This window comes from Niveibacterium umoris (assembly GCF_014197015.1).
Lineage (GTDB): Bacteria > Pseudomonadota > Gammaproteobacteria > Burkholderiales > Rhodocyclaceae > Niveibacterium > Niveibacterium umoris.
Map to the genome: position 1 here is coordinate 752,287 of NZ_JACIET010000001.1, position 25,612 is coordinate 777,898.

The 25,612-nt window shown below is 61.1% G+C and carries 20 protein-coding genes; 10 read left to right on the forward strand and 10 right to left on the reverse strand.

The genetic code is table 11. From position 1 onward, the window contains the following. Window positions 1–364: 364 nt before the first annotated feature. The 10 genes from GGR36_RS03335 to GGR36_RS03380 all read right to left on the reverse strand — a co-directional run bounded on the left by GGR36_RS03335 (window position 365) and on the right by GGR36_RS03380 (window position 15,128). Window positions 365–2,623 (reverse strand): AAA family ATPase, encoded by a 2,259-nt coding sequence (locus tag GGR36_RS03335; RefSeq protein WP_183631795.1) that lies wholly within the window; start codon window positions 2,621–2,623, stop codon window positions 365–367. After that, complete coding sequence (locus GGR36_RS03340) at window positions 2,620–3,054, reverse strand: hypothetical protein (protein WP_183631797.1); 435 nt, start codon at window positions 3,052–3,054, stop codon at window positions 2,620–2,622. Before GGR36_RS03340 ends, GGR36_RS03335 begins: the two co-directional genes overlap by 4 nt. Continuing rightward, window positions 3,051–3,527 carry a hypothetical protein gene (locus tag GGR36_RS03345; RefSeq protein ID WP_183631800.1) on the reverse strand — a complete coding sequence of 159 codons (477 nt, stop codon included), beginning with the start codon at window positions 3,525–3,527 and terminating at the stop codon, window positions 3,051–3,053. Before GGR36_RS03345 ends, GGR36_RS03340 begins: the two co-directional genes overlap by 4 nt. Further along, a complete protein-coding gene (locus tag GGR36_RS03350; RefSeq protein WP_183631802.1) occupies window positions 3,524–6,466 on the reverse strand; it encodes a hypothetical protein in 2,943 nt (980 codons plus the stop codon). The genes GGR36_RS03345 and GGR36_RS03350 overlap by 4 nt, the downstream gene beginning before the upstream one ends. Beyond that, on the reverse strand, window positions 6,463–8,064 hold the full coding sequence (locus tag GGR36_RS03355; protein ID WP_183631804.1) for a site-specific integrase: 1,602 nt from the start codon (window positions 8,062–8,064) through the stop codon (window positions 6,463–6,465). Before GGR36_RS03355 ends, GGR36_RS03350 begins: the two co-directional genes overlap by 4 nt. Next, the gene (locus GGR36_RS03360) at window positions 8,061–9,419 is read right to left on the reverse strand and encodes a site-specific integrase (protein WP_183631805.1); all 1,359 of its coding nucleotides are present in this window, start codon (window positions 9,417–9,419) and stop codon (window positions 8,061–8,063) included. Before GGR36_RS03360 ends, GGR36_RS03355 begins: the two co-directional genes overlap by 4 nt. Continuing rightward, window positions 9,416–10,003 carry a recombinase family protein gene (locus tag GGR36_RS03365; RefSeq protein ID WP_183631807.1) on the reverse strand — a complete coding sequence of 196 codons (588 nt, stop codon included), beginning with the start codon at window positions 10,001–10,003 and terminating at the stop codon, window positions 9,416–9,418. Before GGR36_RS03365 ends, GGR36_RS03360 begins: the two co-directional genes overlap by 4 nt. 405 nt (window positions 10,004–10,408) lie before the next feature. Continuing rightward, entirely contained in the window at window positions 10,409–13,000 is a 2,592-nt protein-coding gene (gene acnB / locus GGR36_RS03370) for a bifunctional aconitate hydratase 2/2-methylisocitrate dehydratase (protein WP_183631809.1), read from the reverse strand. A 45-nt stretch (window positions 13,001–13,045) separates the two neighbouring features. Beyond that, window positions 13,046–13,951: an HpcH/HpaI aldolase/citrate lyase family protein gene (locus GGR36_RS03375; RefSeq protein WP_242533096.1), complete on the reverse strand. Its 906-nt coding sequence runs from the start codon at window positions 13,949–13,951 to the stop codon at window positions 13,046–13,048. Between the two features lie 184 nt (window positions 13,952–14,135). Beyond that, the gene (locus GGR36_RS03380; protein WP_183631814.1) at window positions 14,136–15,128 is read right to left on the reverse strand and encodes a malate dehydrogenase; all 993 of its coding nucleotides are present in this window, start codon (window positions 15,126–15,128) and stop codon (window positions 14,136–14,138) included. 194 nt (window positions 15,129–15,322) lie between these two features. Here GGR36_RS03380 and GGR36_RS03385 point away from each other — a divergent pair, with 194 nt between their 5' ends. The 10 genes from GGR36_RS03385 (at window position 15,323) to GGR36_RS03430 (ending at window position 25,594) form a co-directional block, all read left to right on the forward strand. After that, window positions 15,323–16,051: a GntR family transcriptional regulator gene (locus GGR36_RS03385; RefSeq protein ID WP_183631816.1), complete on the forward strand. Its 729-nt coding sequence runs from the start codon at window positions 15,323–15,325 to the stop codon at window positions 16,049–16,051. Window positions 16,052–16,126: 75 nt separating this feature from the next. Then, window positions 16,127–16,522 carry a succinate dehydrogenase, cytochrome b556 subunit gene (gene sdhC, locus GGR36_RS03390; protein ID WP_183631818.1) on the forward strand — a complete coding sequence of 132 codons (396 nt, stop codon included), beginning with the start codon at window positions 16,127–16,129 and terminating at the stop codon, window positions 16,520–16,522. A gap of 4 nt (window positions 16,523–16,526) precedes the next feature. Next, window positions 16,527–16,874 (forward strand): succinate dehydrogenase, hydrophobic membrane anchor protein, encoded by a 348-nt coding sequence (sdhD, locus tag GGR36_RS03395; RefSeq protein ID WP_183631820.1) that lies wholly within the window; start codon window positions 16,527–16,529, stop codon window positions 16,872–16,874. Next, on the forward strand, window positions 16,875–18,647 hold the full coding sequence (gene sdhA, locus GGR36_RS03400; RefSeq protein WP_183631822.1) for a succinate dehydrogenase flavoprotein subunit: 1,773 nt from the start codon (window positions 16,875–16,877) through the stop codon (window positions 18,645–18,647). A gap of 22 nt (window positions 18,648–18,669) precedes the next feature. Beyond that, a complete protein-coding gene (locus GGR36_RS03405) occupies window positions 18,670–19,380 on the forward strand; it encodes a succinate dehydrogenase iron-sulfur subunit (protein WP_183631824.1) in 711 nt (236 codons plus the stop codon). A gap of 7 nt (window positions 19,381–19,387) precedes the next feature. Further along, window positions 19,388–19,624 (forward strand): FAD assembly factor SdhE, encoded by a 237-nt coding sequence (locus GGR36_RS03410; RefSeq protein WP_183631834.1) that lies wholly within the window; start codon window positions 19,388–19,390, stop codon window positions 19,622–19,624. Window positions 19,625–19,676: 52 nt separating this feature from the next. After that, window positions 19,677–20,969 carry a citrate synthase gene (gene gltA, locus GGR36_RS03415; protein WP_183631837.1) on the forward strand — a complete coding sequence of 431 codons (1,293 nt, stop codon included), beginning with the start codon at window positions 19,677–19,679 and terminating at the stop codon, window positions 20,967–20,969. Between the two features lie 155 nt (window positions 20,970–21,124). After that, window positions 21,125–23,971, forward strand: a complete 2,847-nt coding sequence (locus GGR36_RS03420; protein ID WP_183631839.1) for a 2-oxoglutarate dehydrogenase E1 component — start codon at window positions 21,125–21,127, stop codon at window positions 23,969–23,971. A gap of 35 nt (window positions 23,972–24,006) precedes the next feature. After that, a complete protein-coding gene (gene odhB / locus GGR36_RS03425; RefSeq protein ID WP_183631842.1) occupies window positions 24,007–25,257 on the forward strand; it encodes a 2-oxoglutarate dehydrogenase complex dihydrolipoyllysine-residue succinyltransferase in 1,251 nt (416 codons plus the stop codon). A 13-nt stretch (window positions 25,258–25,270) separates the two neighbouring features. After that, the gene (locus GGR36_RS03430; protein WP_183631844.1) at window positions 25,271–25,594 is read left to right on the forward strand and encodes a PspC domain-containing protein; all 324 of its coding nucleotides are present in this window, start codon (window positions 25,271–25,273) and stop codon (window positions 25,592–25,594) included. Window positions 25,595–25,612: the final 18 nt, after the last annotated feature.

Below are 25,612 nucleotides of genomic sequence, written 5' to 3' on the forward strand. Positions count from 1 at the left end.
CTTTGTTGCGGCCATACACGCGTTACTGCACGTTTCTCGAGTGAATAGGTGCAAAGGGCGAGACATAGCAGGGAAGAGATGAGGCGCAGTCATCCCGGTGCGCAAACGCGCTGCAATTGAAGGCCCCAAGAATGCGGCTATTGTAGTAGGCGACGATATGCAAGCGAACCGCCGAGAGCATGAAAACGCGCTGACGCGCGGTCGGTCGTGCGTGAGACCTGTGGCGTGATTGCCTACCCTCTGTAGTCCCTCCGAAGTGGCCCGGAGGGCAAGTGCAGCCACCCTTACTACGGCGCGCTCTCCCGGCTAACACTCTTCCATCGCCCTGTCGGGCGACTGAATGCGCCGCCGCTGCGATCGCCGGTCATGACGTGGCGTATTCAATCCACCGTTTGATGCCCACCTTGCGCAAGTCTGCCGCTTTGGGCCGATGGATCGCACCCTCAATCACAGCGCGCATACCGATTAATTGCACTTCTTTTGTTGCCCTGGTGATGGCGGTGTAGACCAGGCTCCGATCCAACAGCTTGCCCTCTCGGATCGCCACGATGACCCGGCGCCACTGGCTGCCTTGACTCTTGTGGACTGTGACGGCGTAAGCCAGGCTCAAGTCCTCCAACAAGTCCATATCGAACGCTCGCTCAACACCGTCATCCCACTCAATAACCCCTGATACCTCGTCCTCGTCCATCATGTCGATGACCTTGATGCGGCCGATGCTGCCGTTTTGTAATCCACGGTCCCAATGATTTCGGCCGCAGATTACAGGGTCGCCCAAGCGAAGCCCAAGGTCTTGGCGACAGTCAAATTGGTGGTTCCAGACCGTCACCGGTTGGTTGTTCCACGTTGTGCGCCGCTGAATCATCTTGTTGATCTCATCAACCAGCGCATTGGACGGACACAGCACAATTGCATCCGACTGATCGCTCAGATACAGGGAGGTCGCCATCTCCGCGATGTGACTGGGATCCTCAGGCTCAAGAAGCGCCACTGCAGCGTTTGCAGTGAGGCATGGCATCCGTCCGTCTCGCACCTCGTTGGCAACTTCCGCGATGTCGCTGCCAAATCGGTTGGTGGTTCCCAGGTGCACGTGGGGAACAACGCCGCATGCCAGGTGGTGAAGGATCAAGCCTGGGCCCACCGGGGGCAATTGGTTTGGGTCGCCAACTAGCACGACCTTGCATCTACCCCCAATCGTTCGCAACACCGCCGCGAAACTGATCAAGTCCACCATCGAGGCTTCATCAATCACCACAGCCAGTTTTGCATCACATTGGCTAGCTTCTGGTGGGCTGGCTTGGCGCTCCATCAGACCCTTGTGAGCCTTGACGAATGAGGCAATGGTTTGTGCCTTGCGCCCTGTGGCATCCACCATCCGACGCACCGCCTTACCCGCGAGCGCGAGTTGAATCACCTCGTAGCCCTGCGCCTCAAGTACCTCGCATACGACCCGCAATACGGTGGTTTTTCCGCAGCCGGCGCCGCCCGTGATCACCGAGAACCGATGCTTGGCTACCAGGTCAACCGCCATCCGCTGCTCGGGGTTGAGCCTAAACCCCTGAGCCTCTTCAACCGCTGAGACGATGCCCGCAAGGTCAAACTGCTTTTCTGCAGGCAAGCCAAGCAACCGTGTGATGCCCATGGCCACCTGCCGCTCCAGGAGGGCGGGGCCCATACCGCAGGCGTTTTCCCCGCTGTCAAAGAGCACGCGGCCGGATTGTCGCGCCCCAACAAGCGCGGCTTCAATGGCCGGGCCACTGTCCTCGGCGGGGCAGTCCAGAAGCGCCTTGAGCCTTTGTCTCAGCTCCGCTTGGGGCACCACCGTATTGCCCGCACCGAACCTGTCGTAGATCACTTGCTCGCACGCTGCGGCGAGCCTTCTCGGATCATCCCAGGTCATGCCCAAGTTGCACGCCAACGCATCGACCTGCTTCCACTTCGCGGCATAGCTCAACAAGCGGTAGCAGTTTTCTTCAACGCGCTGGCGGGACTGCGAACCATGAATCTGAACCAGCTTGCGACCGACTTGGGGGTCAATATCGTGCTGGGCCAGCCACTGGATGGTTTGGCTCAGGTCGTCGCGGGCCCACACTTCAATGAGCATCGCCACTTTTGCAGGCGCGAGCACGTCGACCAAGGCTCGATAGTCTGCTTGGTCTAGCATGTCGTAGAGCTGATGGCCGAATGTATCCCACAGCTTGTTGGCAGTCGCAGGGCCAATGCCTGGCAGATCGGAATGCCCGCTCAAATAGTCAACGATGAGTCGCCCACTTGGCTTGACCATTTCGGCGTATCCCTGTGGAACGTCGATGGTCTTCTCCCTTCGGGTGAAACCTCTGGGCGTGGTGAATTCCTTGCGGCTTAGCCGCCCCTCGACACGCCAGCGTTGCCCCTCCCTGACCACGGCGCCAGCGGCTGCATACCGGTGTAGTCGAACCGTCACATCCTCGTCGACATGGCTGAGCTCGCCATTGGACATGACCTGCTGGCCGCAAAAGATCACTCCAGAGAGCTTGCTTTGCACCCGCACCTTGTTGACCCGCACAAGGAGCTTTCCGCTGTTGAGCACGAAGTCCGGTTTCTCAGGAATGGACCGCCTCGCACGGAGCAGGGGACCTTTCACCAGGGCAGCCTCCCGCTTTCTCCGAGCAGGCTTTGGGTGGCCTCTTGCCTTTGAAGTTGGCGTCGAAGCTCCGCAATCTCGGCTCGGTAGGCTTCGTTTTGCTCCGTCAAGCGCTTGAGTTGAGAACCGGCCGCCTTCGTAGCGGGAGCCGAGCTCTGGATGATGACGGTGGGCGGCACGGTGCTGTGTGCGCTGAGCAAACCTCGAGCGAGCAACATCGCTTCCAGCTCCGGGATGAGCTGATCGCGAATTTCCGGGTTCGTGTAGAACACGTTGCGGTTGAGCCCGGACTCCGCAGCCACTCGGCTGATGCTCAAAACGCCTTGGCGGATGTAGGGCTTGAAGTCCTCCACCTCTTGCCGCCACTGCAGGAATTTCTCCACGTTGGCGCGGCCGTCCAGAGTACCGTTGCTGCCGGTCTTACTGCTCACGACTGGGCTCCCTCGGGGCCGCCAAGCGCTTGCGCCTCTTTGCGAAGATCAAACCTGGTCCATCTCAACGTGTCGAGCTTGTCATAGGTCTGAAGGGCCATTTCCTCGATCCTCCTTTCAGCCGCTTTGCGTTTTGCGATCTCTGTCTCAAGGCGCTGCTGCAAGACAGCGCGAGGGGCCGTTGAATGGCGCCGCGTCTTGCCTTGGGCGCGCAGTGTCTTTTGGACGTCCTTGGCGCGGTCAAACGCCTGCGCAATGAGCGGCTGCCCGCCCCACTGCTTCATCGACAGCACCCGACGCCCCAGGTCAACGTCGAACTTCTTCTTGATGAGCGCGATGACGTTAGCCCAGCTCACTTCCACATCCATGTCGGGCATGACCTCAATGAGCCTCACAATCTTTCGCGCCAGCTCTTCGTCCAGCTTCTCAGGGCGACCCCGCCCCGGCATTTTGCTTTCGGCCTTGCGGGTCATTGCTCGCCCTCGTCCGCGTCCTGGTCATCATCCTCACCCTTGTCGTCGCTCCCGTCATAGGTCAGCTCTTCGCCTGGGTCCTCGTCATTGACGCTGCCCCTCCGCGCCATCCATGGGTTTTCTTCCAGCGCTTGCAGGGCTTGCTGCTCGAGGGCTGCACGCCCCCCCAACGCCTCGAGGTTGCGTTCAAACTCAGGGCGTCCATTGCGTGATCGGTTGAGATAGCGAATGGGCGTGCCATTGGGCACAGTCGAGTCGTCCAGAATCTCGACGTACTTTCGATAAACAAAGGCGTCTTCGAGGTCGGCGCGGAACACGGCATCCTTGATGAGGTCCTTGATCGACTCAAACTCGCCGATCAACATCTGCGCCAAGCGCTCGACCGTCATGTTGGGCTCAATCAGAGCCTTGAGGTGCGCGTCGATGCGGTCCAGGTCATGCACCGCCTCCCGGTTGCGGGCAAGGATCGTGCGCCGCACGACGTGGCAAATCACCTCGAAGAGCTGTTGCTCACGCTCTCGGACCCGTTGATTGGATGGCAAGTGCCCCTTGACGATGCGCTGCGTGGCGCACGCGCCCTCGCAGCCCCGGTGGTTCGTGCACGGGGTCGCGTGGTGTTGATGCAGACACACGCCAAAGCGGGTGGGGTACACGATCAGAAGCTGCTCACCGGCCTTGGCGCTGGGATGGCTGAGCTCAGCGCTGTGAATGGCCTCCATCGTCGCCAGGCGCAGGGTGCGCAGGCCAGCGATCACGGCATAGCCGGACCGCGCGCTCAGGCCGTAGTCGCTGATCATTTCCTCTTGGATCATCTCATCCAGGTCGCTCGGGCCCAGCGAGTGCAACGCCGGAGGAATCACCTGCAGGGTGGCGTGGGCCCGCTCTTCGCCGCTGCGGTAGTCGTAAGCGTTCAACTGATTCATGTCCGTGCGATTGGCCCACATGTTCACGAGCATTCGGCTCAGTTCGGCGCCCCCATGCCGCAAGCTCATGGTGGTGAGCCAACGACGGGGATCGTGTGGGCTGCAATAGGCGGGCACCAGCTTGGCATCGTCTCCCTTCGTTCCACGCAAGGGCATCTGGATTTCCAGCGCTTCAAAGACAGTTTGGAGTCGGGCGTAATTTCCTTGGCTACAGGATTTCAGGCGATACCGAATGTTCTCATCTGACAGTGCGCCTGGCAGGTAGGGTGGCGTATTGTCCAGATGGTCGAAGGCCATAAGCATGTTGCTCAAGCGTCCCGTGTAGCGAATGCGTTGTGTCACCCAAGGCAGACTGTGGATCTGCGCTTTGACTTGACGCAACAGTTCTGCCTCGAGCACCGACCACTCAATGTAACGAGTTAGATTGGTCTCATTCCAGTCCTTATCTGGAAGACCGCATCCGGTCGCGAGGGTAAAGCGCTCACGATCATCCGCCACGGCTGCAGCCCAATCGGGCCTTTGACGCACGGTATGGGCATGGGCCTTTGACAGCTTGGGCCAAACTGTCGCTCGGGTGGCGGATCTAGCTTTATGGCAGCGGCGACGGTAGTCTTCCTCATCCAAGCCGAGATCGCCGTCGAGCAGCATGATCCGACCCACTTGGACCTTGCTGAGGGGACGGCCTCGCAAGTGCTCAAGGTCGGGGGGAAGATAGAGCCGATCGGGATGCTGCTCGTAATGCGCGAGCAGCATCCGCGAGCGCCTTCCCATGTCGGTGAGCCGATCAAAGCACTCGTTAAACATCACCACCATGAAATCCATCAGAGGCTTGGCACCCCAGGCCGCCCCCTTGCTACCCTTCATCAAGACCGTGTTGGACAGCGCGTTGTCATGGGTAGGCAGGCTCGCTTGTTTCATCGCCGCGTGAGTCTGGTGCAGCAGCCTGGCCTCATTCAGGCCGACGGCCTTCTTGGCGTGGCGGGCGTCCTGCCCCGCCTTGCCGCCCCCGTCGGCGGGTTCTGGAGCGACCTCAGACTCAGGCACATCCTGTTGTTGCGGCGCCTGATCATAGGCAGTGGCATCGTGCAGGCGATCATGGATCGACAGGGTCAGCACTTCGTTGATTCGGCTCGGCGCGCACATTTCGATGCCCATCACGCACAGCGCGGCTTGCTGGATCGCGCTCAGGCGTGGGTCACCGTCCGCCATTGCGCAGATCGCATCGGACAAGGCCTGAATACTCGGCCCCAGTTCGACCCCCTTGACCTCTTTGAATCGCCTTCGCTGCAGGACCAAGATCCGATTGAGTGCCAGGCTGGTCTCCTGACTCATGCGCTTAGGCAGTGCCCCAACGACCTTGGCCTTGTGCAACTCATTTACTGCTCTGAATAAATTCAGGAGGGTGTCCAATGCTTTGCCGCCGCTCGTGCCCTCTTGGGCAACCCCACTCACCACGAGCCCTTCGAACGTTAAACCCTGCTTGGACAGTTCGGCGGTGTTTTGAGAACTGAGGCAGCGGCTGATCTCGACGCGTTCGATGAACTTCAGATGCTCAGCGCGGAGTTCCCAAATCGGGGCGTCCGCTTGCCAACCCGACGCGGGAAGCGCGAGATGTCGTAGTGTTCGCAATCCAACCGTGAATTCCCAGCTGCCTTTTACCTTAGATTCCAACACCCAGAGGGCCAGCAACGCATGTGCCGCCTCGCCAAAACTCGGGTGCAACCCAGCCAGCGCCTCTTTGACCAAGTAGAGCGTCACATCTACGGCCTTGAGGCTGTGGAGCGTGCGCAGATCGATCGCCCGGCCCTTTTTATCAAACTGACCGGAGGCTTCTTTGAAGTTCCAACGTTCCGCTTGGTATTTCATGCCTGGCAGACGCTTCGTGAACCGGGCTTCGGTTTCCGCCACAAACTGATGCAGCGCACTTGCTCTTGCTGCCTCCTCGATGTTAACGAGCGCGGCATCACCCCGTCGGCCTTGATCTGCGCGTTGACTCGGTGTCGGGTTGAGCCTCATGGTTTGCTCCCCATCGAATCAACCGATGCGCGCGCAGCCTTGTGTTGCTCAATCTGCGAGATGCGTAACTCGATGAGCTTTTCCAGCAAGGTGTCTCGCTCGACCTCCTGCGTGGCGATGTGACCGAGTGCCCTGTTGCGCTTGATCCGGTTGCGAACATAGTCCAAGGGGATGCGGTGGTCGGCGTCCGCGTTGGCGATCCATTGGCCGCACCCGTAGCAGCTCAAAGGTGCGTATTGGCAGGCGCCTCTTCCGCCGCATTCGCCGATTTCTTCGTTCCCCCCGATTGCGCCACCGACTGCCCCAAGCCGCACCAGCCGTTGCGGCTCTGTTTGGTTGAGGCGACGCATCTCGGCCGAATCAGTGAAAGCGCGAAAGGCTGGAAAGAATGTCCCCAGTTCTTTCAGACCTGCGTTTAAGGCCTCTCGCAACTCCTGTGCTGCCAAGTCAACATAGGTCTTTGCGGTTGCGTCATTCGCGTGCCTAAGAACCGCCTGAATGATGGCCGGGGCCACACCTGAGGCCGCCAGTTGCGTGCCAATGGTGTGTCGCATCGCATTGAAATGGAGCTTGCTGCCGCCCACATCCACCGCCTTCTGGATGGGATTGAGATAAATGTCACTCCATCTGTAGGAAGCCGTGACGACGCCGGAATTGGCGAGTTCATCGCCGCGCGGCGCACCCGCAAAGCGCGGGAATAGGGCCACACGGCCCTTGATCTTCTCTGCAGTCGTTTCATCCAGATCAGGGCTGAGCCCAAAGGCGGGACCGAGGGTCTCAAGCACCCAGCGGATATGCACTTGCAGAATTTGACCCAGGTCCGCAGGGAGCTTGTATGGAATTCTCTCTTGACTGCGGTTCTTTGGTCCCTTGGCGGCGCGTACCCACAACGTGTAGGTTCCCCCTGACTTGCCCGGAACTTCCAGATCCTTGCACCTCAGGGTCCGCAGTGACTCCGGGCGCAGGTAGGTGCAATTGACCAGGTTCCACATCACCCAAACTGGCGATGGGAGCTCACCTGCGGTCATCAATCGCTCCACTTCGATCAGAACGGCGACTTGCATTGTTCGCGAGAACGCTTGCTTGATGATGCGCTGTCGCAACCGATCGGTACTATCCAGGTCACGGGAGACAGGAAACGCTGCACGCTCCAAACCTTGGAATATGGACCCGTTGCCAAATTGCTCGAACCAGCTGCGGAGTGTTTGAATCGAGCTTCGGTGAATCCAATTCGGATCGCTGGCCAGTCGCTCGCGCAGGCCGAGCATGAGCGCTTCGTCAATCTGGCTGATGGGGCCGCTCATGAAGTGGTGTGATTCGTCCGCCGTCTGCGCAGCCTGGATCTTCTTCAGCAGTAGCATTACCCGCGCAAACTCCACGTTGAGCGAGGTTCGCTTGAGCTTTAGTCTACGGGCCAGGATGAGGCCTTTGATCCCCAGTAGCAGCGCGGAATCAAAGCAGCTCAGCGCGCTCAGGTCAAAGTCATCGGTGTAGGTAACCCCTTTGTCTCGGGAGATCGATCTGAACACCAGAGGCGTGGCTTCAATCCATTCAAACGTGGTGTCGCCCACCACCTGCACAACCCTCGATTCGCTCATTTCTTGTCGCCTTTGGTGGGCCGCAGTAGCTTGTCGACCTCGGCTCGTGCCTCTTCGTACAACGCATTGACCGACGTGGTGGCGGCATCCAAGATGGCCCGCCTGCCATACCGCGATGCCATCGCGCTGCCGTCAGACCAACCAAAGCGCGCGTTCATCAAATCGTGGACTACACGCTTGGCGTCCAAGCCCCGCTGACGGATCTCTGTCTCGTACATGTGACTGGCCGCCGAGTGACGCAGCGTGTACGCGCTCATGCCCCTTTTTTCTCCGGCAGGCTCACCCGGCGCAGTCTCAACCCTCATGAGCCCGAGTTTGCGCAGCGACTCGCACATGACATCAAACCGCTCACCAATGGCTTGGCGCGATTTCAAGGGTTCTCCGTTGCTTTTCAAAAATACGAAGCCCTCGCTGACATCCCGACCGTTCGAGGCTATGGCCTGACGGCGAGGTCCGCCGTCCTTGATGTATTCATACAGAGCGTCGGCTGTGAATGGCCACACTTTGATCATCCGCTCGGTGCAGTAGCTCACCTTGCGACTGTTGATGCCCTTCTGACTTGGGACTGACGTTGAGGCCACCGGCGAGACTTTTTGGCGATGGCCCCGGTTGGACACCACACTCACATTCATCACCCCGTCCGATCCCACCTCGATGTCATTGACCCGCAGATTCGCAATTTCTCCCGGCCTGAGGCCCTCGCAACCGAGCATGAACATGGCCCGATCACGCAACAGATACGCGCGGTTCACGCGGGCTTTACCCTGCAGACTCTCGGGCCGCAGATAAGCCTCTTTGATGCACGCCAGAAATGCCTCCGAATCCATGCTTCGAACGTCATAGGGAGAGCTTGCGACAGCACCGCCGACTGAACGTTTGAGCCTGTCACAGACTTGGCGGTACACCGCAGCAAGGCGGTCTTGTTCAAAAGGGGATCGGATGTGGGGCGCCAGGAGCTTGAGGTAGAAGTCCAAGAAACCAGCGATGTCATCTAACCGTACAGCTGCGGTGTTGCCCGTCACGGCGCCCGCCCTGTCTTCGTCCATTTCAGCGTTGCGTGGGTCAATGCACCGTTTGACGGCTGCCGGGTTGTCCAGATCCGCCAAGGGTCTGAAGCTCAGGCTGATGAGGGAATTGATTTCCCTTTCCGTCATCAACACCCCCTCAAGCGCGCGATCGAGGAGGCGAATCTCAAACAGCAGACAAAAGGAGTGGAAGAGCCGTAGGCTCATGGCGAGATTTGCCGCAGTGTTCGGATTAATGGTCTGATCGTTGATGTAGAGAGAACCGGGCGCATTGATACGCCCATCCGCTTCGACCAACACAAATCGCGCGCCAGCCTTCACAAGTTTCATGGCGCACCGTCCCCCGATCTGACCAGCTTGTAGAGTGTGGATTTGCTGATCTTGAAGCGCTGCGCGATGGCTGCTGGCGAGGTATTACGGTCAGCCATCAGTGAGCGCACCTGTGCCACTGCGATTGCGTCCAGGACCGGCTTGCGCCCGCCCTTGGTACCTCTGCGCCGCGCGGCCTGCAACCCTTCTCGGGTGCGCTCACTGATCAGGTTGCGCTCAAACTCGGCTAATGCGCTGAACAGATGGAATACCAGCCTGCCTGTAGCGCTGTGGGTATCGATCTTTTCAGTGATCGATTCGAAGGAAGCGCCGAGCGCCTCGATAGCAGCTACCGTTTGAATCAGATGGGCTAACGACCTTCCGAGCCTATCCAATCGCCATACCACCAGTGAATCGCCCTGGCGCAGCGCCTTCAGGGCTTGCGCAAGTTCAGGTCGGTCCGTTTGCTTGCCGGATGCCGTCTCTTGGTAGATTCGCTCGGAACCGGCCGCACGTAAGGCATCGAGCTGCAGCGCCAGTGTTTGGTCTGCTGTGCTTACTCGGGCATAGCCTATTCGCATCCCAGGCTTTGCGGTCTCACTCATATCCAAGGCTCCTTTTACTGCACTTAGATTGCTGCACTGGTTGTTGCACAAAAACTCGGCCGGATTCATGCGAAACAGGGTGGCTCCAAATACGTGCAGCAACCGAACGTTTGATGCACATCTTGCCAATTTGCATCGACTACCTAAGCGAGCCGTCTGTCTTGGGGGCGACTGCCCCATCAGCAGAAGGGCGTTTCGTTTCGCAGCGCCGGCTTATTGCGACACAAAAGATATACTAACCGCACCTATGACATAGCTAATTAAAAAAAAGCACAACTTTCGCGTTGTGCTTTTTTGGTTGGGTACCAATCATCGAGGAGTGCTAATTTACTGCCGTTTGCCCCTATGGTTTTGTCACCCAAAACCCCTGCACATGGCAGGGGTCTTGGTCGACTTGGATGAGGGTCAGGCTGTCACGCCTTGCGCAACGTCCTTGTACTCGGCGATCTGATCGAAGTTCATGTACTTGTAGATCTTGCTGCCGTCAGCGTTGATCACGCCCATGTCAGCGTGGTACTCCTCGACCGTCGGGATCCGCCCGAGCTTCGATGCGATCGCGGCCAACTCGGCCGAAGCCAGATACACGTTGGTGTTCTTGCCCAAGCGGTTCGGGAAGTTACGCGTCGAGGTGGACACCACGGTCGCACCTTCACGTACCTGTGCCTGGTTACCCATGCACAGCGAGCAGCCCGGCATTTCGGTGCGTGCGCCGGCGCTGCCGAAGACGCCGTAGTGGCCTTCCTTGGTCAGTTCGGCAGCATCCATCTTGGTCGGCGGCGCAATCCACAGTTTTACCGGGATATCGCGCTTGCCTTCGAGCAGCTTGGACGCCGCACGGAAGTGGCCGATGTTGGTCATGCACGAGCCGATGAACACTTCGTCGATCTTCGCGCCGGCGACTTCGGACAGCAGCTTCGCGTCGTCCGGATCGTTCGGGCAGCAGAGCACCGGCTCCTTCAGATCGTTCAGGTCGATCTCGATCACCACAGCGTACTCGGCGTCCTTGTCCGCTTCGAGCAGGTTCGGGTTGGCCAGCCATGCCTCGACCGCCTTGATGCGGCGTTCAAGCGTGCGCTTGTCCTGGTAGCCGTCGGCGATCATGTTCTTCATCAGCACGATGTTGCTGTTGAGGTACTCGATGATCGGTTCCTTGTTCAGCTTGACCGTGCAGCCGGCGGCCGAACGTTCAGCCGACGCGTCCGAGAGCTCGAACGCCTGCTCGACCTTCAGATCCGGCAGGCCTTCGATTTCAAGGATGCGGCCCGAGAACACGTTCTTCTTGCCGGCCTTGGCGACGGTCAGCAGACCGGCCTTGATCGCGTAGTAGGGGATCGCGTGCACCAGATCGCGCAGCGTGATGCCCGGCTGCATCTGGCCCTTGAAGCGAACGAGCACCGATTCCGGCATGTCCAGCGGCATCACGCCGGTGGCGGCGCCGAAAGCCACGAGGCCCGAGCCCGCCGGGAAGGAGATGCCGATCGGGAAGCGGGTGTGCGAGTCGCCGCCGGTGCCCACGGTGTCGGGCAGCAGCAGGCGGTTGAGCCAGCTGTGGATCACGCCGTCGCCCGGGCGCAGCGCAACACCGCCGCGGCTGCTGATGAAGGCCGGCAGCTCGCGGTGGGTCTTCACATCAACCGGTTTCGGGTAGGCCGCGGTGTGGCAGAAGGATTGCATCACCAGATCAGCCGAGAAGCCGAGGCAGGCCAGATCCTTCAGCTCGTCGCGCGTCATCGGGCCGGTCGTGTCCTGCGAGCCGACGGTGGTCATCTTCGGTTCGCAGTAGGTGCCGGGGCGCACGCCCTGGCCTTCGGGCAGGCCGACTGCGCGGCCAACCATCTTCTGCGCCAGCGTGAAACCAGCCTTCGATTCCGCCGGCGGCTTGGGCAGGCGGAACAGTGTCGAGGCGCCGAGGCCGAGGAACTCGCGCGCCTTGCCGGTCAGCGAACGACCGATGATCAGGTTGATACGGCCGCCAGCGCGCACTTCATCGAACAGCACGTCGGACTTGAGCTTGAACTCGGCCACCGTCTCGCCGTTCTTCAGGATCTTGCCGTCGTACGGCAGGATGTCGACGACGTCACCCATCTCCAGCTTCGAGACGTCGACTTCGATCGGCAGCGAGCCGGAGTCTTCCTGCGTGTTGAAGAAGATCGGCGCGATCTTGCCGCCGAGCGTGACGCCACCGAAGCGCTTGTTCGGCACGTACGGAATGTCCTGGCCGGTGGCCCAGATCACCGAGTTCGTCGCGGACTTGCGCGAGGAGCCGGTGCCCACCACGTCGCCAACATAGGCGACCAGGTGACCCTTCTTCTTCAGGTCTTCGATGAACTGGATCGGGCCACGCTTGCCGTCTTCCTCGGGCTTGAAGGCCGCATCCGGGCGGGTGTTCTTCAGCATCGCGAGGTAGTGCAGCGGGATGTCGGGGCGGCTCCATGCGTCCGGCGCCGGCGACAGGTCATCGGTGTTGGTCTCACCCGGCACCTTGAACACGGTGACGGTGATCTTCTTGTCCACTTCCGGGCGCGTGGTGAACCACTCGGCATCAGCCCAGCTCTGGATCACTTCCTTGGCCTTGGCGTTGCCGGCCTTGGCCTTCTCTGCGACGTCGTTGAAGAAGTCGAACATCAGCAGCGTCTTCTTCAGCCCCTCGGCGGCGACGCCTGCGACTTCGGCATCGTCCAGCAACTCGATCAGCGGGTGGACGTTGTAGCCGCCCACCATGGTGCCCAGCAGCTCGGTGGCCTTGGCCTTGGAGATCAGATCGACCTTGATGTCGCCATGCGCAACGGCGGCGAGGAAGCTGGCCTTGACCTTCGCGGCATCATCCACACCGGGCGGCACGCGGTAGGTGAGCAACTCCACCAGGAAGGCTTCTTCGCCTGCCGGCGGGTTCTTGATCAGTTCAATCAGGTCGGCCGTCTGCTTGGCATCCAGCGCAAGCGGCGGGATTCCAAGGGCGGCGCGTTCGGCGGCGTGTTGGCGGTAGGCTTCTAGCACGGTGAGGTCCTCCGGTTTGCTGTCAGGATGCCGTTCGGCATTCGGTTAATTGGGGTTGGGGGTGAAAAACCGTTGCTCGGCCTCGCTGGGCAGCGTCATCCCGGTAGACCGGGCGCGCACGAGCAAATTCCAGTAATGGCGGAACGAGCCGCGATCGTGCAATCGTGTGCCGACGCGGATCGGTCCCCAGTTCGCGTCCTGCGCAGCACAAACGATGCCAGCGGCCTCCGTCACTTCATCGGCGGCTGGGCGCATGCCTTGCAGGATCGGCTCGATCTGCGCGGGGTGGATGCTCCACATCCGCAGGTAGCCAAAGTCGTTGCGGGCGCGGTGGGCGTCTTCCTGCGCAATGCTTGCATCGTCGAGGACCGTGGTGACGTTGTGGGTCGGGATCACCCCATGCGCGATCGCCGCGGACACCACTTCGCACTTGGCACGCACCACCATGGGGTGTGTGAACTGGCCCGGCGAGCGCATTGCGGTGCCGGGGATCGCGCCGTGATGTTCTGAGACGAAATCCATCAATCCAAAGTCGAGCGATTCGATGCCGGGCAGGGCGGCGATCTGCCATGCTTGGTGCAAGGCGCCATGCGTCTCGACCAGCGCATGCAGCGGAATCTCGCGCTTGAGCCCGAGGCGCGATTCGATGTTGCGCAGGGCGGCGAGCGCCGTTTCCACATCCGCTGCGCCGCGAGCCTTTGGTACGGTCACAAACGCGATCCGGTCGGCGGCGCGACCGAGAATGATCTCGAGGTCGTCGTGCCAGCTCGGATGCGTGACATCGTGAATGCGGGCGCCGATGCGTCCGAACAGATTGTCGGCGCCTGCGATCAGGCTGCCGCACAGTTCTGCGTGTGCGCGTTCAGCACCAGCGGGGGCGCCATCTTCGCAATCGAGCGTGATGTCGAAGACCGGGCCCATCTGTTGCTGCAAGGCGATCGCCTTGCGCATGTTCTTTTCCGACCCGCAGTAGTGATCGACTGCGGGAATTGCCGGCAGCGGTCGGCTACCGGCAAACAGCACGGCGTCGGGATGCAGCGGCGCGCCCTCGCGGTCGCCGAAAGGCGGCCGACCCCCTGAGCTGGAGGGAGAGAACCCGGGGCGCGTGCTGTCCATAAGCCCGACGCTGCCTCTGTTACGCCAGCAGGTCTGCGACGCCTGCGCGCTCTTCTTCGAGTTCCTTCAGCGTGAAGTTCATGCGGTCACGCGAGAACTCGTCGATCTCCAGGCCTTGGACGATCTTGTATTCGCCGTTGGCGGTGGTGACCGGGAAGCCGTAGATGATGCCTTCCGGGATGCCGTAGGAGCCGTCGGAAGGAATGCCCATGGTGACCCATTCGCCGTTCGAGCCCAGCACCCAGTCACGGATGTGGTCGATGGCGGCGTTGGCGGCCGAGGCGGCGGACGACAGACCACGCGCTTCGATGATCGCAGCACCGCGCTTGCCGACCGTCGGCAGGAAGGTGTCACGGTTCCAGGTTTCGTCGTTGATCAGCGCCTTGACGTTGTCACCGTTCGAGGTCACATAGCGGTAGTCGGCGTACATCGTCGGCGAGTGGTTACCCCACACGACGAGGCTCTTCAGGCTCGATACATCGCGGCCGGACTTGGCGGCGAGTTGCGACAGCGCGCGGTTATGGTCGAGGCGCAGCATCGCGGTGAAGTTGCCCGGCTTGACGCGACCGAACTTGGTAGCCGTTGCCTTGGCGATGTAGGCGTTGGTGTTGCAGGGGTTGCCGACGACCAGCACCTTGACGTTCGGGTCGGCGTATTGGCCGATGGCTGCACCTTGAACGGTGAAGATCTTGGCGTTCTCGGTCAGCAGGTCCTTGCGTTCCATGCCCGGGCCGCGCGGACGTGCGCCAACCAGCAGTGCGACCTGAGTGTCCTTGAACGCAACTGCGGGATCGTCGGTCGCGATCATGCCGGCGAGCAGCGGGAAGGCGCAGTCTTCCAGCTCCATCATCACGCCCTTGACCGCCTTCTGGGCCTGGGGCAGATCCAGCAATTGCAGGATCACCGGCTGATCCTTGCCGAGCATTTCGCCCGACGCGATGCGGAACAGCAGGCTGTAGCCGATCTGGCCGGCGGCGCCGGTGACGGTTACACGAACGGGAGCTTTGGCCATGGATGACTCCTTTATCTATGCTGGAAAGCGCGGTCCTGCGCGCAGGTTCTGGTTGGACTCCGCGGCGCGTGCCGGCGGCAATGTGGCTATCATCGTAGGTCAGATTTTTGACAGTGTCAAAAGCTAACTGATGTCTTATATAAGACAGGAGATGCTTTATAGACACAGCGAATTTTCTGTGCTTGAATGTGGCCATGGTGAATCTGCCACCCACCTTCAGCCCGCTGTACCGCCAGATCAAGAGCCTGATGATTCAGGCGCTTGAGTCGGGGGAATGGCGCCCCGGCCAGGCTATTCCGAGTGAGCAGGAGCTGGCCGTGCGCTTCCAGGTCAGCCAGGGGACGGTACGCAAGGCGATCGACGAGCTTGCTGCCGACAACCTGCTGGTGCGTCGCCAGGGTAAGGGCACCTTCGTTGCCTCACATGCCGATCCGCGTGCGCTGTTCCGCTTCCTCCGCCTCACGCCGCTTTCTGGCGAAATCGTCGCGCTCAAGAGCGAACCGCTCGACTGCTGGCGCGCGAAGGCCGGGCAGGAGGCCGCGCGCAACCTGTCAATCGAACTCTCGGCGCCGATCATCATCATCCGCCGGGTGCTCAAGCACGAGTCCAAGCCAATCGTCGTTGACGAGATCTACCTGCCGGGCGAGATCTTTGGCGGGCTCAACATCGAAATGTTGCGGGACTGGCAAGGGTCGATCTATGGCCTCTTCGAATCCCGTTTCGGCGTACGCATGCTGCATGCGCGGGAAAAGCTGCGGGCGGTCTCTGCCGATCGTTCCGTTGCCGAAACCCTGGGCGTCGCCGAGGGTGCGCCGCTGCTGTCAGTCGAGCGTGTGGCCTATACCTATGGTGACAAGCCGGTCGAGTGGCGCCGCGGGCTGTATTCCACCGCGGAGCATTACTACCTGAACGAACTGAGTTGAAGTCGCGGCCTTGGTTTGTGGCCGCGGGCGAGCAAACGGCGTGTCGGCGGACGCGCGCAAGTTGAAAGGTGAATCATGTCTGATACAACAATGAAGAAGCCGAGGCCGAAGCATCTCGACCTCAAGGTGATTCGCTTGCCCTTGCCGGGATTCGTTTCGATCCTGCATCGGGTCAGCGGAGCTGGCTTGTTCCTGATGTTGCCGGTGCTGCTCTGGTTGTTCGGCGCCAGCCTCGGTTCGCCGGAGTCGGTCGCGTGTGCGAAGTCCGTCGTGGCACATCCGCTCGCAAAGCTGGTGCTCTTCGGCCTGCTGTGGGCATACCTGCACCACTTCTGCGCCGGTATCCGCTTCCTGATGCTCGACGTCCACAAAGGTCTGGATCTCCCGACCGCGCGCAAGACTGCCGGTGCGGTGCTGGCCGTGAGCCTGACGCTGACGGTGCTGATTGGCGCCAAGATCTTCCTGGGGTAAAGCCATGCAAAAACGAATTGTCGTCGGCGCGCACTACGGCTTGCGCGACTGGATTGCGCAGCGCGTCACCGCCACCGTGATGGCGCTCTACAGCGTGTTCTTCGTGATCAACCTCCTGTGTCTGCCGGCTTTCACCAGCGATGCGTGGCGCGCGATGTTCGCGGGCGGCTTCATGCGCTTCGCTACTTTCCTCTTCTGGCTGTCCTTGTTCTTCCACGCCTGGGTGGGCGTGCGTGACATCTTCATGGATTACGTGAAACCGGTTGGCGTGAGGCTCGCGCTGCATTCGGTTGTCGCGCTCCTTCTGATCGGCTATGCGGGCTGGGCAGCCCAGATTTTGTGGAGGCTGTAAGTGAAAGTCGCTAAGCGTACGTTTGATGCGGTGATCGTTGGCGCTGGTGGCGCCGGCATGCGTGCCGCCATTCAGCTCTCCGAGGCTGGCCTGAAGACGGCGGTACTCTCCAAGGTCTTCCCGACCCGCTCGCACACCGTGGCAGCACAGGGCGGGGTGTCTGCCTCGCTGGGCAATTCGGAACCGGACCACTGGCACTGGCACATGTACGACACCGTCAAGGGCTCGGACTGGCTGGGCGACCAGGACGCGATCGAATTCATGTGCCGCAAGGCGCCGGAAGTGGTGGTCGAACTCGAACATTTCGGCATGCCCTTCGACCGCACCGATGAGGGCAAGATCTACCAGCGCCCCTTCGGCGGCCATATGTCGAACTTTGGCGACAAGCCGGTGCGTCGCGCCTGCGCTGCGGCCGACCGTACCGGGCATGCGATGCTGCACGCGCTGTATCAGCGCAACGTGCGCGCGAACACGCAGTTCTTTGTCGAGTGGATGGCGCTCGATCTGCTTCGCGGCGAAGATGGCCGCGTGCTGGGCGTGATCGCGATGGAGATGGAAACCTCGGAAATTGTGGTGTTCCAGGCCAAGGCGACCTTGTTCGCGACCGGCGGCGCGGGTCGCATCTTCGCGTCGTCAACCAACGCCTTCATCAATACCGGCGATGGTCTGGGCATGGCGGCACGTGCCGGTATCCCGCTCGAAGACATGGAGTTCTGGCAGTTCCACCCGACCGGCGTGGCCGGCGCGGGCGTGCTGATCACCGAAGGTGTGCGTGGTGAGGGCGGCATCCTGCGCAACGCTTCGGGTGAGCGTTTCATGGAACGCTATGCGCCGAACGCGAAGGATCTTGCCTCGCGCGACGTCGTCTCCCGCGCGATGGTCACCGAGATCAACGAAGGTCGCGGCTGTGGTCCGAACAAGGACCACGTGCTGCTCGACATCACGCACCTTGACCCGGACGTCATCAACAAGCGTCTGCCGGGCATCCGCGAGATCTCGATCCAGTTTGCAAACGTAGACCCGATCCGTGCGCCGATCCCGGTCGTGCCGACCTGTCACTACCAGATGGGCGGTATTCCGACCAACTACCGCGGCGAAGTCGTCGTCGATGGCGGTGTGGTGCCGGGCTTCTACGCTGCGGGCGAATGTGCCTGCGCCTCGGTGCATGGCGCGAACCGCCTTGGTACCAACTCGCTGCTCGATCTGCTGGTGTTCGGCAAGAGCTCCGGCGAAACGATGGTCGACTTCATCAAGGGTGAGTCGGCTGCGCTGCCGGAAATCCCGCAGGCGCAGATCGATCGCGCAGTGGCGCGGGTCAATCGCCTCGACACCCAGACGAACGGTGCCGACGTGCATCAGGTGCGCGCGCAGATGCAGCAGACGATGCAGAAGCACTGTGGCGTGTTCCGCTTCAAGGACATGCTTGCCTCCGGTGTCGACAAGATCCTCGAGGTCGAGAAGCTGGTCCAGAAAACCGAGATCAAGGACAAGTCCAAGGTGTTCAACACCGCCCGCATCGAGGCTCTTGAGCTGGAGAACCTGATCGAGGCTGCCAAGGCCACGATGATCTCGGCGAACAACCGCACCGAATCGCGTGGCGCCCATGTGCGCGATGACGCGACTGATTCGCCCGAGACGCCGGATGGCCGCGACGACGCGAACTGGCTCAAGCACACGCTGTGGCATCGCGAGGGCAATCGCATCGATTACAAGCCGGTGGTGTTGAAGCCGCTGACCGTTGACACCATCGCGCTCAAGAAGCGCGCGTACTGATCTGCCATTGGAGGAGAAACGAATGGCAAACCGTACCATGCGATTCCAGATCTACCGCTACGACCCGGACAAGGACGCGGCGCCTTACATGCAGGACGTGTCGATCGAAGTCGACGCGACCGATCGCAAGCTGCTCGACGTGCTCGTCAAGCTCAAGGCGAAAGACGATTCGATTTCGTTCCGTCGTTCTTGCCGCGAAGGCGTGTGCGGTTCGGATGCAATGAACATCAACGGCAAGAATGGTCTTGCCTGCCTGACCGACATCGATTCGTTGAAAGAACCGGTGCAGCTGCGTCCGCTGCCGGGCTTGCCAGTGATCCGCGATCTGATCGTGGACATGACCCAGTTCTTCAAGCAGTACCACTCGATCAAGCCCTACGTCGTCAACAACGACCCGGCACCGGAGCGCGAGCGCCTGCAGTCGCCGGAAGACCGCGAAGAACTCAACGGCTTGTACGAGTGCATCCTGTGCGCAAGCTGCTCCACCTCGTGCCCGTCGTTCTGGTGGAACCCCGACAAATTCGTCGGCCCCGCCGGTTTGTTGGCGGCTTACCGTTTCATCGCGGATACGCGAGATCAGGCGACCAGCGAGCGTCTCGACAACCTCGAAGACCCGTATCGCCTGTTCCGTTGCCACACCATCATGAACTGTGTCGACGTGTGCCCGAAGAATCTGAACCCGACGCGCGCGATCGGCAAGATCAAGGACATGATGGTCCGCAGGGCAGTCTGAGGCCACGATGAGTGCATTGAAGGAGCGTGTGAAGTGGCGCAGCCGTCGAGGCTTGCTGGAACTCGACATTTTCTTCACCCGCTTCTATGAACAGAAGCTGGATACGTTGAGCGATGCCGAGCTGGAAACCTTGCTCGATCTGCTCACGACCGACGACATCGAGTTGTGGAAATGGGTTGGCGGCCGGGAGGAATGCCCGGTCGAAGAATGGAAAGGCTTGATCGCCGCGATCCGTCAGTCGTGACGGGGCGGTATCCGACGGATTACTGCAATCACTGGGATAGAAGGGACGAATCATGACGACGCAACGCACCGCTACGCTGACCATCGATGGCAAGAGTGTCGAGTTCCCGGTGATGTCTGGCGTACACGGGCCGGACGTCATCGACATTCGCAAGCTCTACGGCGCTACCGGCAATTTCACGTTTGACCCGGGTTTCCTTTCGACGGCTAGCTGTCAGTCGAAGATCACCTTCATTGATGGTGACAAGGGCGAGTTGCTGTATCGGGGTTATCCGATCGAGCAACTGGCCGAGAAGTGCGACTTCCTCGAAACGGCCTACCTGCTGCGCGAAGGCGAGTTGCCGACGGTTCGGCAGAAGGAGGCCTTCGTCAACTCGATCAAGCGCCACACGATGGTGCACGAGCAACTGACCCGCTTCTACCAAGGCTTCCGCCGCGATGCGCACCCGATGGCGGTGTGCGTGGGTGTCGTCGGCGCGCTGTCGGCCTTCTATCACGATGCGGCTGACTTCTCCGATCACGAGCATCGCACCGTCTCGTTCCATCGCATCATCGCGAAGATGCCGACGATCGTCGCCATGGCCTACAAGTACTCGGTGGGCGAGCCGTTCATGTACCCGCGCAACGATCTCGACTACACCGAAAACTTCATGCACATGATGTTCGGCACGCCGTGCGAGAAGTATGTGCCGAACCCGGTGCTGGCTCGCGCGCTCGATCGTATCCTGATCCTGCACGCCGACCATGAGCAGAACGCTTCGACCTCTACCGTGCGTCTGGCCGGTTCGTCGGGAGCCAACCCGTTTGCGTGCATCTCGGCCGGTATCGCCTGCCTGTGGGGCCCGGCGCACGGCGGTGCGAACGAGGCCTGCCTCAACATGCTCGAAGAGATTGGCGATGTCTCGCGCGTGGGCGAATACATCAAGCGCGCGAAGGACAAGACCGATTCCTTCAAGCTGATGGGCTTCGGCCACCGCGTGTACAAGAACTACGATCCGCGCGCCAAGCTGATGCGCGAAACCTGCCACGAAGTGCTGCACGAGCTGGGCCTGCACGACAGCAAGCTGTTCAAGCTGGCGATGGAGCTCGAGCGCATCGCGCTGGAAGATCCGTACTTCGTCGAGAAGAAGCTCTACCCGAACGTCGACTTCTACTCCGGCATCGTGCAGAGCGCGCTCGGCATCCCGACTTCGATGTTTACCTGCATTTTCGCCCTTGCGCGCACCGTTGGCTGGATGAGCCAGTGGGAGGAAATGCTTACCGACGCCGACTACAAGATCGGCCGTCCGCGTCAGCTCTACGTGGGTGCCGCCAATCGCGACGTTACCCCGATCGGGTTGCGCTGACATAGCAGCTGGCACGTCGCAACAGTGTTTGACCGCGGGGCGGGTTGACGATCTGGGGGGAGAGTCTCCCCGTCCCGTTTTTTCCGATGTGAGTGGCTTCCGTCGGAACGCTGTGCGGCGTGTTCCATTCACCCGCAGAAAGACAGGTGGCTCCAATGATGAGACAGTTTATGGGCAACTCCTACCTGTTCGGGAGCAATGCGCCGTTCATCGAGGAACTCTACGAGTCCTACCTCGATAACCCGGCCAGTGTTCCGGACCAGTGGAGGGATTATTTCGACGCCCTGCAGAACATGCCGGGCGCGGCGTCGCGCGACGTCGCCCACGCGCCGGTGATCGCATCCTTCGCCCAGATGGCGAAGCAGAACAAACTCACTGCCTCCGCGGTTGGCATTGCGGACAAGCGCCAGATCGGCGTGTTGCAGTTGATCAATGCGTATCGCTTCCTTGGCAACCGCTGGGCACAGATCGATCCGCTCAAGCGTCAGGAACGCCCGCAGATCGCAGAACTGGAGCCATCCTTCTATGGCTTCACCGAGGCCGATCTGTCACAGCAGTTCAATACCGGCTCATTCCACTTTCCTGGCGCGCAACAGGCGACGCTGCGCGAGATCCTGGAATCGGTCCGCGAGACCTACTGCGGCACCATCGCCACAGAGTACATGTACCTCTCGGATATCGGCCAGAAGCGCTGGATCCAGAGCAAGATCGAGCCCAATCGCGGTCGCGCCAACTTCACCGTCGAGCAGAAGAAGCGCATCCTCGAACGCATGACGGCTGCGGAGACGCTGGAAAAATACCTGCATACCCGCTACGTCGGTCAGAAGCGCTTTTCGCTGGAAGGCGGCGAATCGGCCATTGTCGCGATGGATACGATCATCAACCACGCAGGCGGTAGCGGCGTGCAGGAGATCGTCATCGGCATGGCGCACCGTGGTCGCCTGAACGTGCTGGTGAATACGCTCGGCAAGCAGCCGGCGATGTTGTTCTCGGAATTTGAAGGCAAGCACGCCGCCGACCTGTCGGCCGGTGACGTGAAGTACCACATGGGCTTCTCGTCGGATGTCAGCACGCCCGGCGGCCCGGTACACCTGACGCTGGCCTTCAACCCTTCGCACCTCGAGATCGTGAACCCGGTGGTCGAGGGTTCGGTGTATGCGCGCCAGCAGCGCCGTACCGAGGCGGAGAAGGCCTGCGTGTTGCCGGTGCTCATCCACGGTGACGCCGCGGTAGCAGGGCAGGGCGTGAATCAGGAGATGCTGAACTTCTCGCAAACGCGTGGCTTTGGCACCGGTGGCACGATCCACGTCGTCATCAACAACCAGATCGGATTCACGACCTCCGATCCGCGTGACCTGCGTTCGTCGATCTACTGTACCGACGTGTTCAAGATGGTCGAAGCGCCGATCTTCCACGTCAACGGTGACGACCCCGAAGCGGTAGCGCTGGTCAGCCAGATCGCCGTGGAGTTCCGCCAGACCTTCAAGAAAGACGTCGTCATCGACATCATCTGCTATCGCAAGCTCGGCCATAACGAGCAGGACGAGCCGATGGTGACGCAGCCCTTGATGTACAAGAAGGTCAACGCACACCCCGGTTCGCGCAAGCTCTATGCCGACCGTCTGGTAGGCATGGGCGTCTGCACTGCCAACGAACCGGACGCGATGATTACCGAGTATCGCGCTGCGCTGGATCGTGGCGAGTTGCTCTACAACCCGGTGCTCTCGGGCTATACCCGCAAGTTCGCGCAAGACTGGTCGCCTTTCCTCAAGAAGGCCTATACCGACGAATGCGACACATCGGTGCCGGTCAACGAACTGCGCCGCCTGTCGCAGCGCCTGACCGATGTGCCGGCCAACATCACGCTGCACTCGCGCGTTGCGAAGATCATCGAAGACCGCAAGGCGATGGGCGAGGGCAAGCTGCCGCTCGACTGGGGCATGGGCGAGAACCTCGCATACGCGTCGCTGGTTGCCGAAGGCTTCGGCGTGCGTCTGTGCGGGCAGGATGCCGGTCGCGGCACCTTCTTCCACCGCCACGCGGTGTTGCATGACCAGAACCGTGAAGTCTGGGATGCCGGCATCGTCGTACCGCTGCAGCATGTGCAGGAAAACCAGGCGCCCTTCACCGTGATCGACTCCGTGTTGTCGGAAAACGCCGTGCTTGGCTTCGAGTACGGCTTTGCGACGGCCGAGCCGAACCACCTGGTGGTTTGGGAAGGCCAGTTCGGCGACTTCGCAAATGGCGCGCAGGTCGTTGTCGACCAGTTCATTAGCTCGGGCGAAGCCAAGTGGGGCCGACTCTCTGGCATCACGATGCTGCTGCCACATGGCTACGAAGGGCAGGGGCCGGAGCACTCTTCGGCGCGCCTTGAGCGTTACATGCAGCTGTGTGCCGAAGACAACTGGCAGGTCTGTGTGCCGACCACGCCGTCGCAGATCTTCCACCTGCTGCGGCGCCAGATGGTGCGCAAGCTGCGCAAGCCGCTGGTGGTGCTGACGCCCAAGTCGCTGTTGCGTCACAAGGATGCGGTGTCGTCACTCGATGAACTGGCGGAAGGCCGCTTCCGTACCGTAATCGGCGAAGTCGATCCGATTGATCCGAAGAAGGTGACGCGTGTCGTGTTGTGTTCCGGCAAGCTCTACTACGAGCTGATCGCCGAGCGTCGTGCGAAGGCACACGACTTCACTGCCGTCGTGCGTATCGAGCAGCTTTATCCCTTCCCGAACGAGGCCTTTGCCGAAGAGCTGGCGAAGTACCCGAACGCCAAGGAAGTGGTGTGGTGTCAGGAAGAGCCGCGCAATCAGGGCGCGTGGTACTGGATCGTGTCGCGCCAGCATCTTGCGCGCTCGCTGGGCAAGAACCACCACCTCTACCTCGTCAGCCGTCCCGCTTCGGCATCGCCGGCAGTCGGCTACTACGCGAAGCATCAGATCCAGCAGAAGGCTGTGATCGAAGGCGCGTTCGGTGAACTGAATCAGGACGTGGCACCGAGCCGCTGAGGCCGCGCGTCAGAAAGAACAAAGAGGGAAGATAAATGCTGATCGAAGTGAAAGTTCCGCAGCTCTCCGAATCGGTGTCCGAAGCCACCTTGGTGAACTGGCACAAGAAGGAAGGCGAAGCTGTCGCACGCGACGAAAACCTGATCGATATCGAGACCGACAAGGTCGTGCTCGAAACCCCGGCCCCGGCGGCTGGCGTTCTGGTCAAGATCATCAAGGGCAACGGTTCGAGCGTCACCAGTGGCGACCTGATCGCGCAGATCGATACCGAAGCTGTTGCGGGCGCAAGCGCTCCGGCTGCCGCGGCGACTGCTGCGGCGCCGGCTGCACCCGCCGCCGCAGCACCGGCAGCGTCCGGCATGGGGCCGGCGGCACGCAAGATCCTCGCCGAAAAGGGCGTCGATGCCGCCAATGTTCAAGGTACCGGCCCCGGCGGGCGGGTCACCAAGGCCGATGCGCTGGGCACCACCACCCATACGGTGACCAAGGCGGCAGTTGTCCAGTCCACGCTGCCGGCAGTCGGCCAGACCGCGTCGGCCTTGCCGCAGCCGCCCGCACCGGTTGCGGTCGAGTCGGTGTTGGCCGATCGCCCCGAGCAGCGCGTGCCGATGAGCCGGCTGCGCGCCCGCGTCGCCGAGCGCCTGCTGCAGTCGCAAGCCACCAACGCCATCCTGACCACGTTCAACGAGGTCAACATGGCGCCGGTGATGGAGATGCGCAAGAAGTACCAGGAGAAGTTCGAGAAGGAGCACGGCGTCAAGCTGGGCTTCATGTCCTTCTTTGTGAAGGCCGCGGTTGCCGCGCTGAAGAAGTATCCGGTGCTGAACGCCTCGGTCGACGGCAATGACATCGTCTACCACGGCTATTTCGACATCGGTATCGCCGTCGGGTCGCCGCGCGGCCTGGTGGTGCCGATCCTGCGCAATGCCGACCAGATGACGCTGGCCGAAATCGAGAAGAAGATTGCCGAGTTCGGCGCCAAGGCGCGCGACGGCAAGCTGTCGATCGAAGACCTGACTGGCGGTACGTTCTCCATCTCGAATGGCGGCATCTTCGGTTCGATGCTGTCGACGCCGATCATCAACCCGCCGCAGTCTGCGATTCTCGGCATCCATGCGACGAAGGATCGCCCGGTGGTCGAGAACGGGCAGGTCGTCGTGCGCCCGATCAACTACCTCGCCATGTCGTATGACCACCGGATCATCGATGGCCGCGAAGCGGTGCTTGGTCTGGTGACCATGAAGGAAGCGCTGGAAGACCCGGCGCGCCTGCTGCTCGAAATCTGACCGGGTAACCACCATGTCCGTCGCCGACGAAATTGCGAAACTGCATCAGTTGAAGGAGTCGGGTGCGCTGACCGACGCGGAATTCGCTGCTGCGAAAGCGCAACTGATCGGCGGCGACGCGCCGCGCCCGGCAGCATCGGGCGCGGCCATCAACGGTTTGCGGCGTTCGCGCGACGACCGTTGGCTGGGCGGCGTTTGTGGTGGCCTTGGCAGGATGACCGGAGTGGAATCGTGGGTGTGGCGGCTCCTGTGGGTGCTGTCGGCCTGCTTTGCAGGGGTGGGGGTGTTCGCCTACATTCTCTGCTGGATATTTGTACCCGACGAGAACGCCGGGTAAACGCGATCGGAGCGATCA

What these genes read in the sequence shown, in the direction of transcription:
- GGR36_RS03430 (WP_183631844.1), top strand. Translation starts at nt 25,271, where the DNA reads ATGTCCGTCGCCGACGAAATTGCGAAACTGCATCAGTTGAAGGAGTCG.
- GGR36_RS03375 (WP_242533096.1), bottom strand. Translation starts at nt 13,951, where the DNA reads ATGCGCAAGGCGATCGCCTTGCAGCAACAGATGGGCCCGGTCTTCGAC.
- GGR36_RS03365 (WP_183631807.1), bottom strand. Translation starts at nt 10,003, where the DNA reads ATGAGTGAGACCGCAAAGCCTGGGATGCGAATAGGCTATGCCCGAGTA.
- sdhD (WP_183631820.1), top strand. Translation starts at nt 16,527, where the DNA reads ATGCAAAAACGAATTGTCGTCGGCGCGCACTACGGCTTGCGCGACTGG.
- GGR36_RS03360 (WP_183631805.1), bottom strand. Translation starts at nt 9,419, where the DNA reads ATGAAACTTGTGAAGGCTGGCGCGCGATTTGTGTTGGTCGAAGCGGAT.
- odhB (WP_183631842.1), top strand. Translation starts at nt 24,007, where the DNA reads ATGCTGATCGAAGTGAAAGTTCCGCAGCTCTCCGAATCGGTGTCCGAA.
- GGR36_RS03380 (WP_183631814.1), bottom strand. Translation starts at nt 15,128, where the DNA reads ATGGCCAAAGCTCCCGTTCGTGTAACCGTCACCGGCGCCGCCGGCCAG.
- GGR36_RS03385 (WP_183631816.1), top strand. Translation starts at nt 15,323, where the DNA reads ATGGTGAATCTGCCACCCACCTTCAGCCCGCTGTACCGCCAGATCAAG.
- GGR36_RS03420 (WP_183631839.1), top strand. Translation starts at nt 21,125, where the DNA reads ATGATGAGACAGTTTATGGGCAACTCCTACCTGTTCGGGAGCAATGCG.
- gltA (WP_183631837.1), top strand. Translation starts at nt 19,677, where the DNA reads ATGACGACGCAACGCACCGCTACGCTGACCATCGATGGCAAGAGTGTC.
- GGR36_RS03350 (WP_183631802.1), bottom strand. Translation starts at nt 6,466, where the DNA reads ATGAGGCTCAACCCGACACCGAGTCAACGCGCAGATCAAGGCCGACGG.
- GGR36_RS03405 (WP_183631824.1), top strand. Translation starts at nt 18,670, where the DNA reads ATGGCAAACCGTACCATGCGATTCCAGATCTACCGCTACGACCCGGAC.
- sdhC (WP_183631818.1), top strand. Translation starts at nt 16,127, where the DNA reads ATGTCTGATACAACAATGAAGAAGCCGAGGCCGAAGCATCTCGACCTC.
- GGR36_RS03355 (WP_183631804.1), bottom strand. Translation starts at nt 8,064, where the DNA reads ATGAGCGAATCGAGGGTTGTGCAGGTGGTGGGCGACACCACGTTTGAA.
- GGR36_RS03410 (WP_183631834.1), top strand. Translation starts at nt 19,388, where the DNA reads ATGAGTGCATTGAAGGAGCGTGTGAAGTGGCGCAGCCGTCGAGGCTTG.
- GGR36_RS03345 (WP_183631800.1), bottom strand. Translation starts at nt 3,527, where the DNA reads ATGACCCGCAAGGCCGAAAGCAAAATGCCGGGGCGGGGTCGCCCTGAG.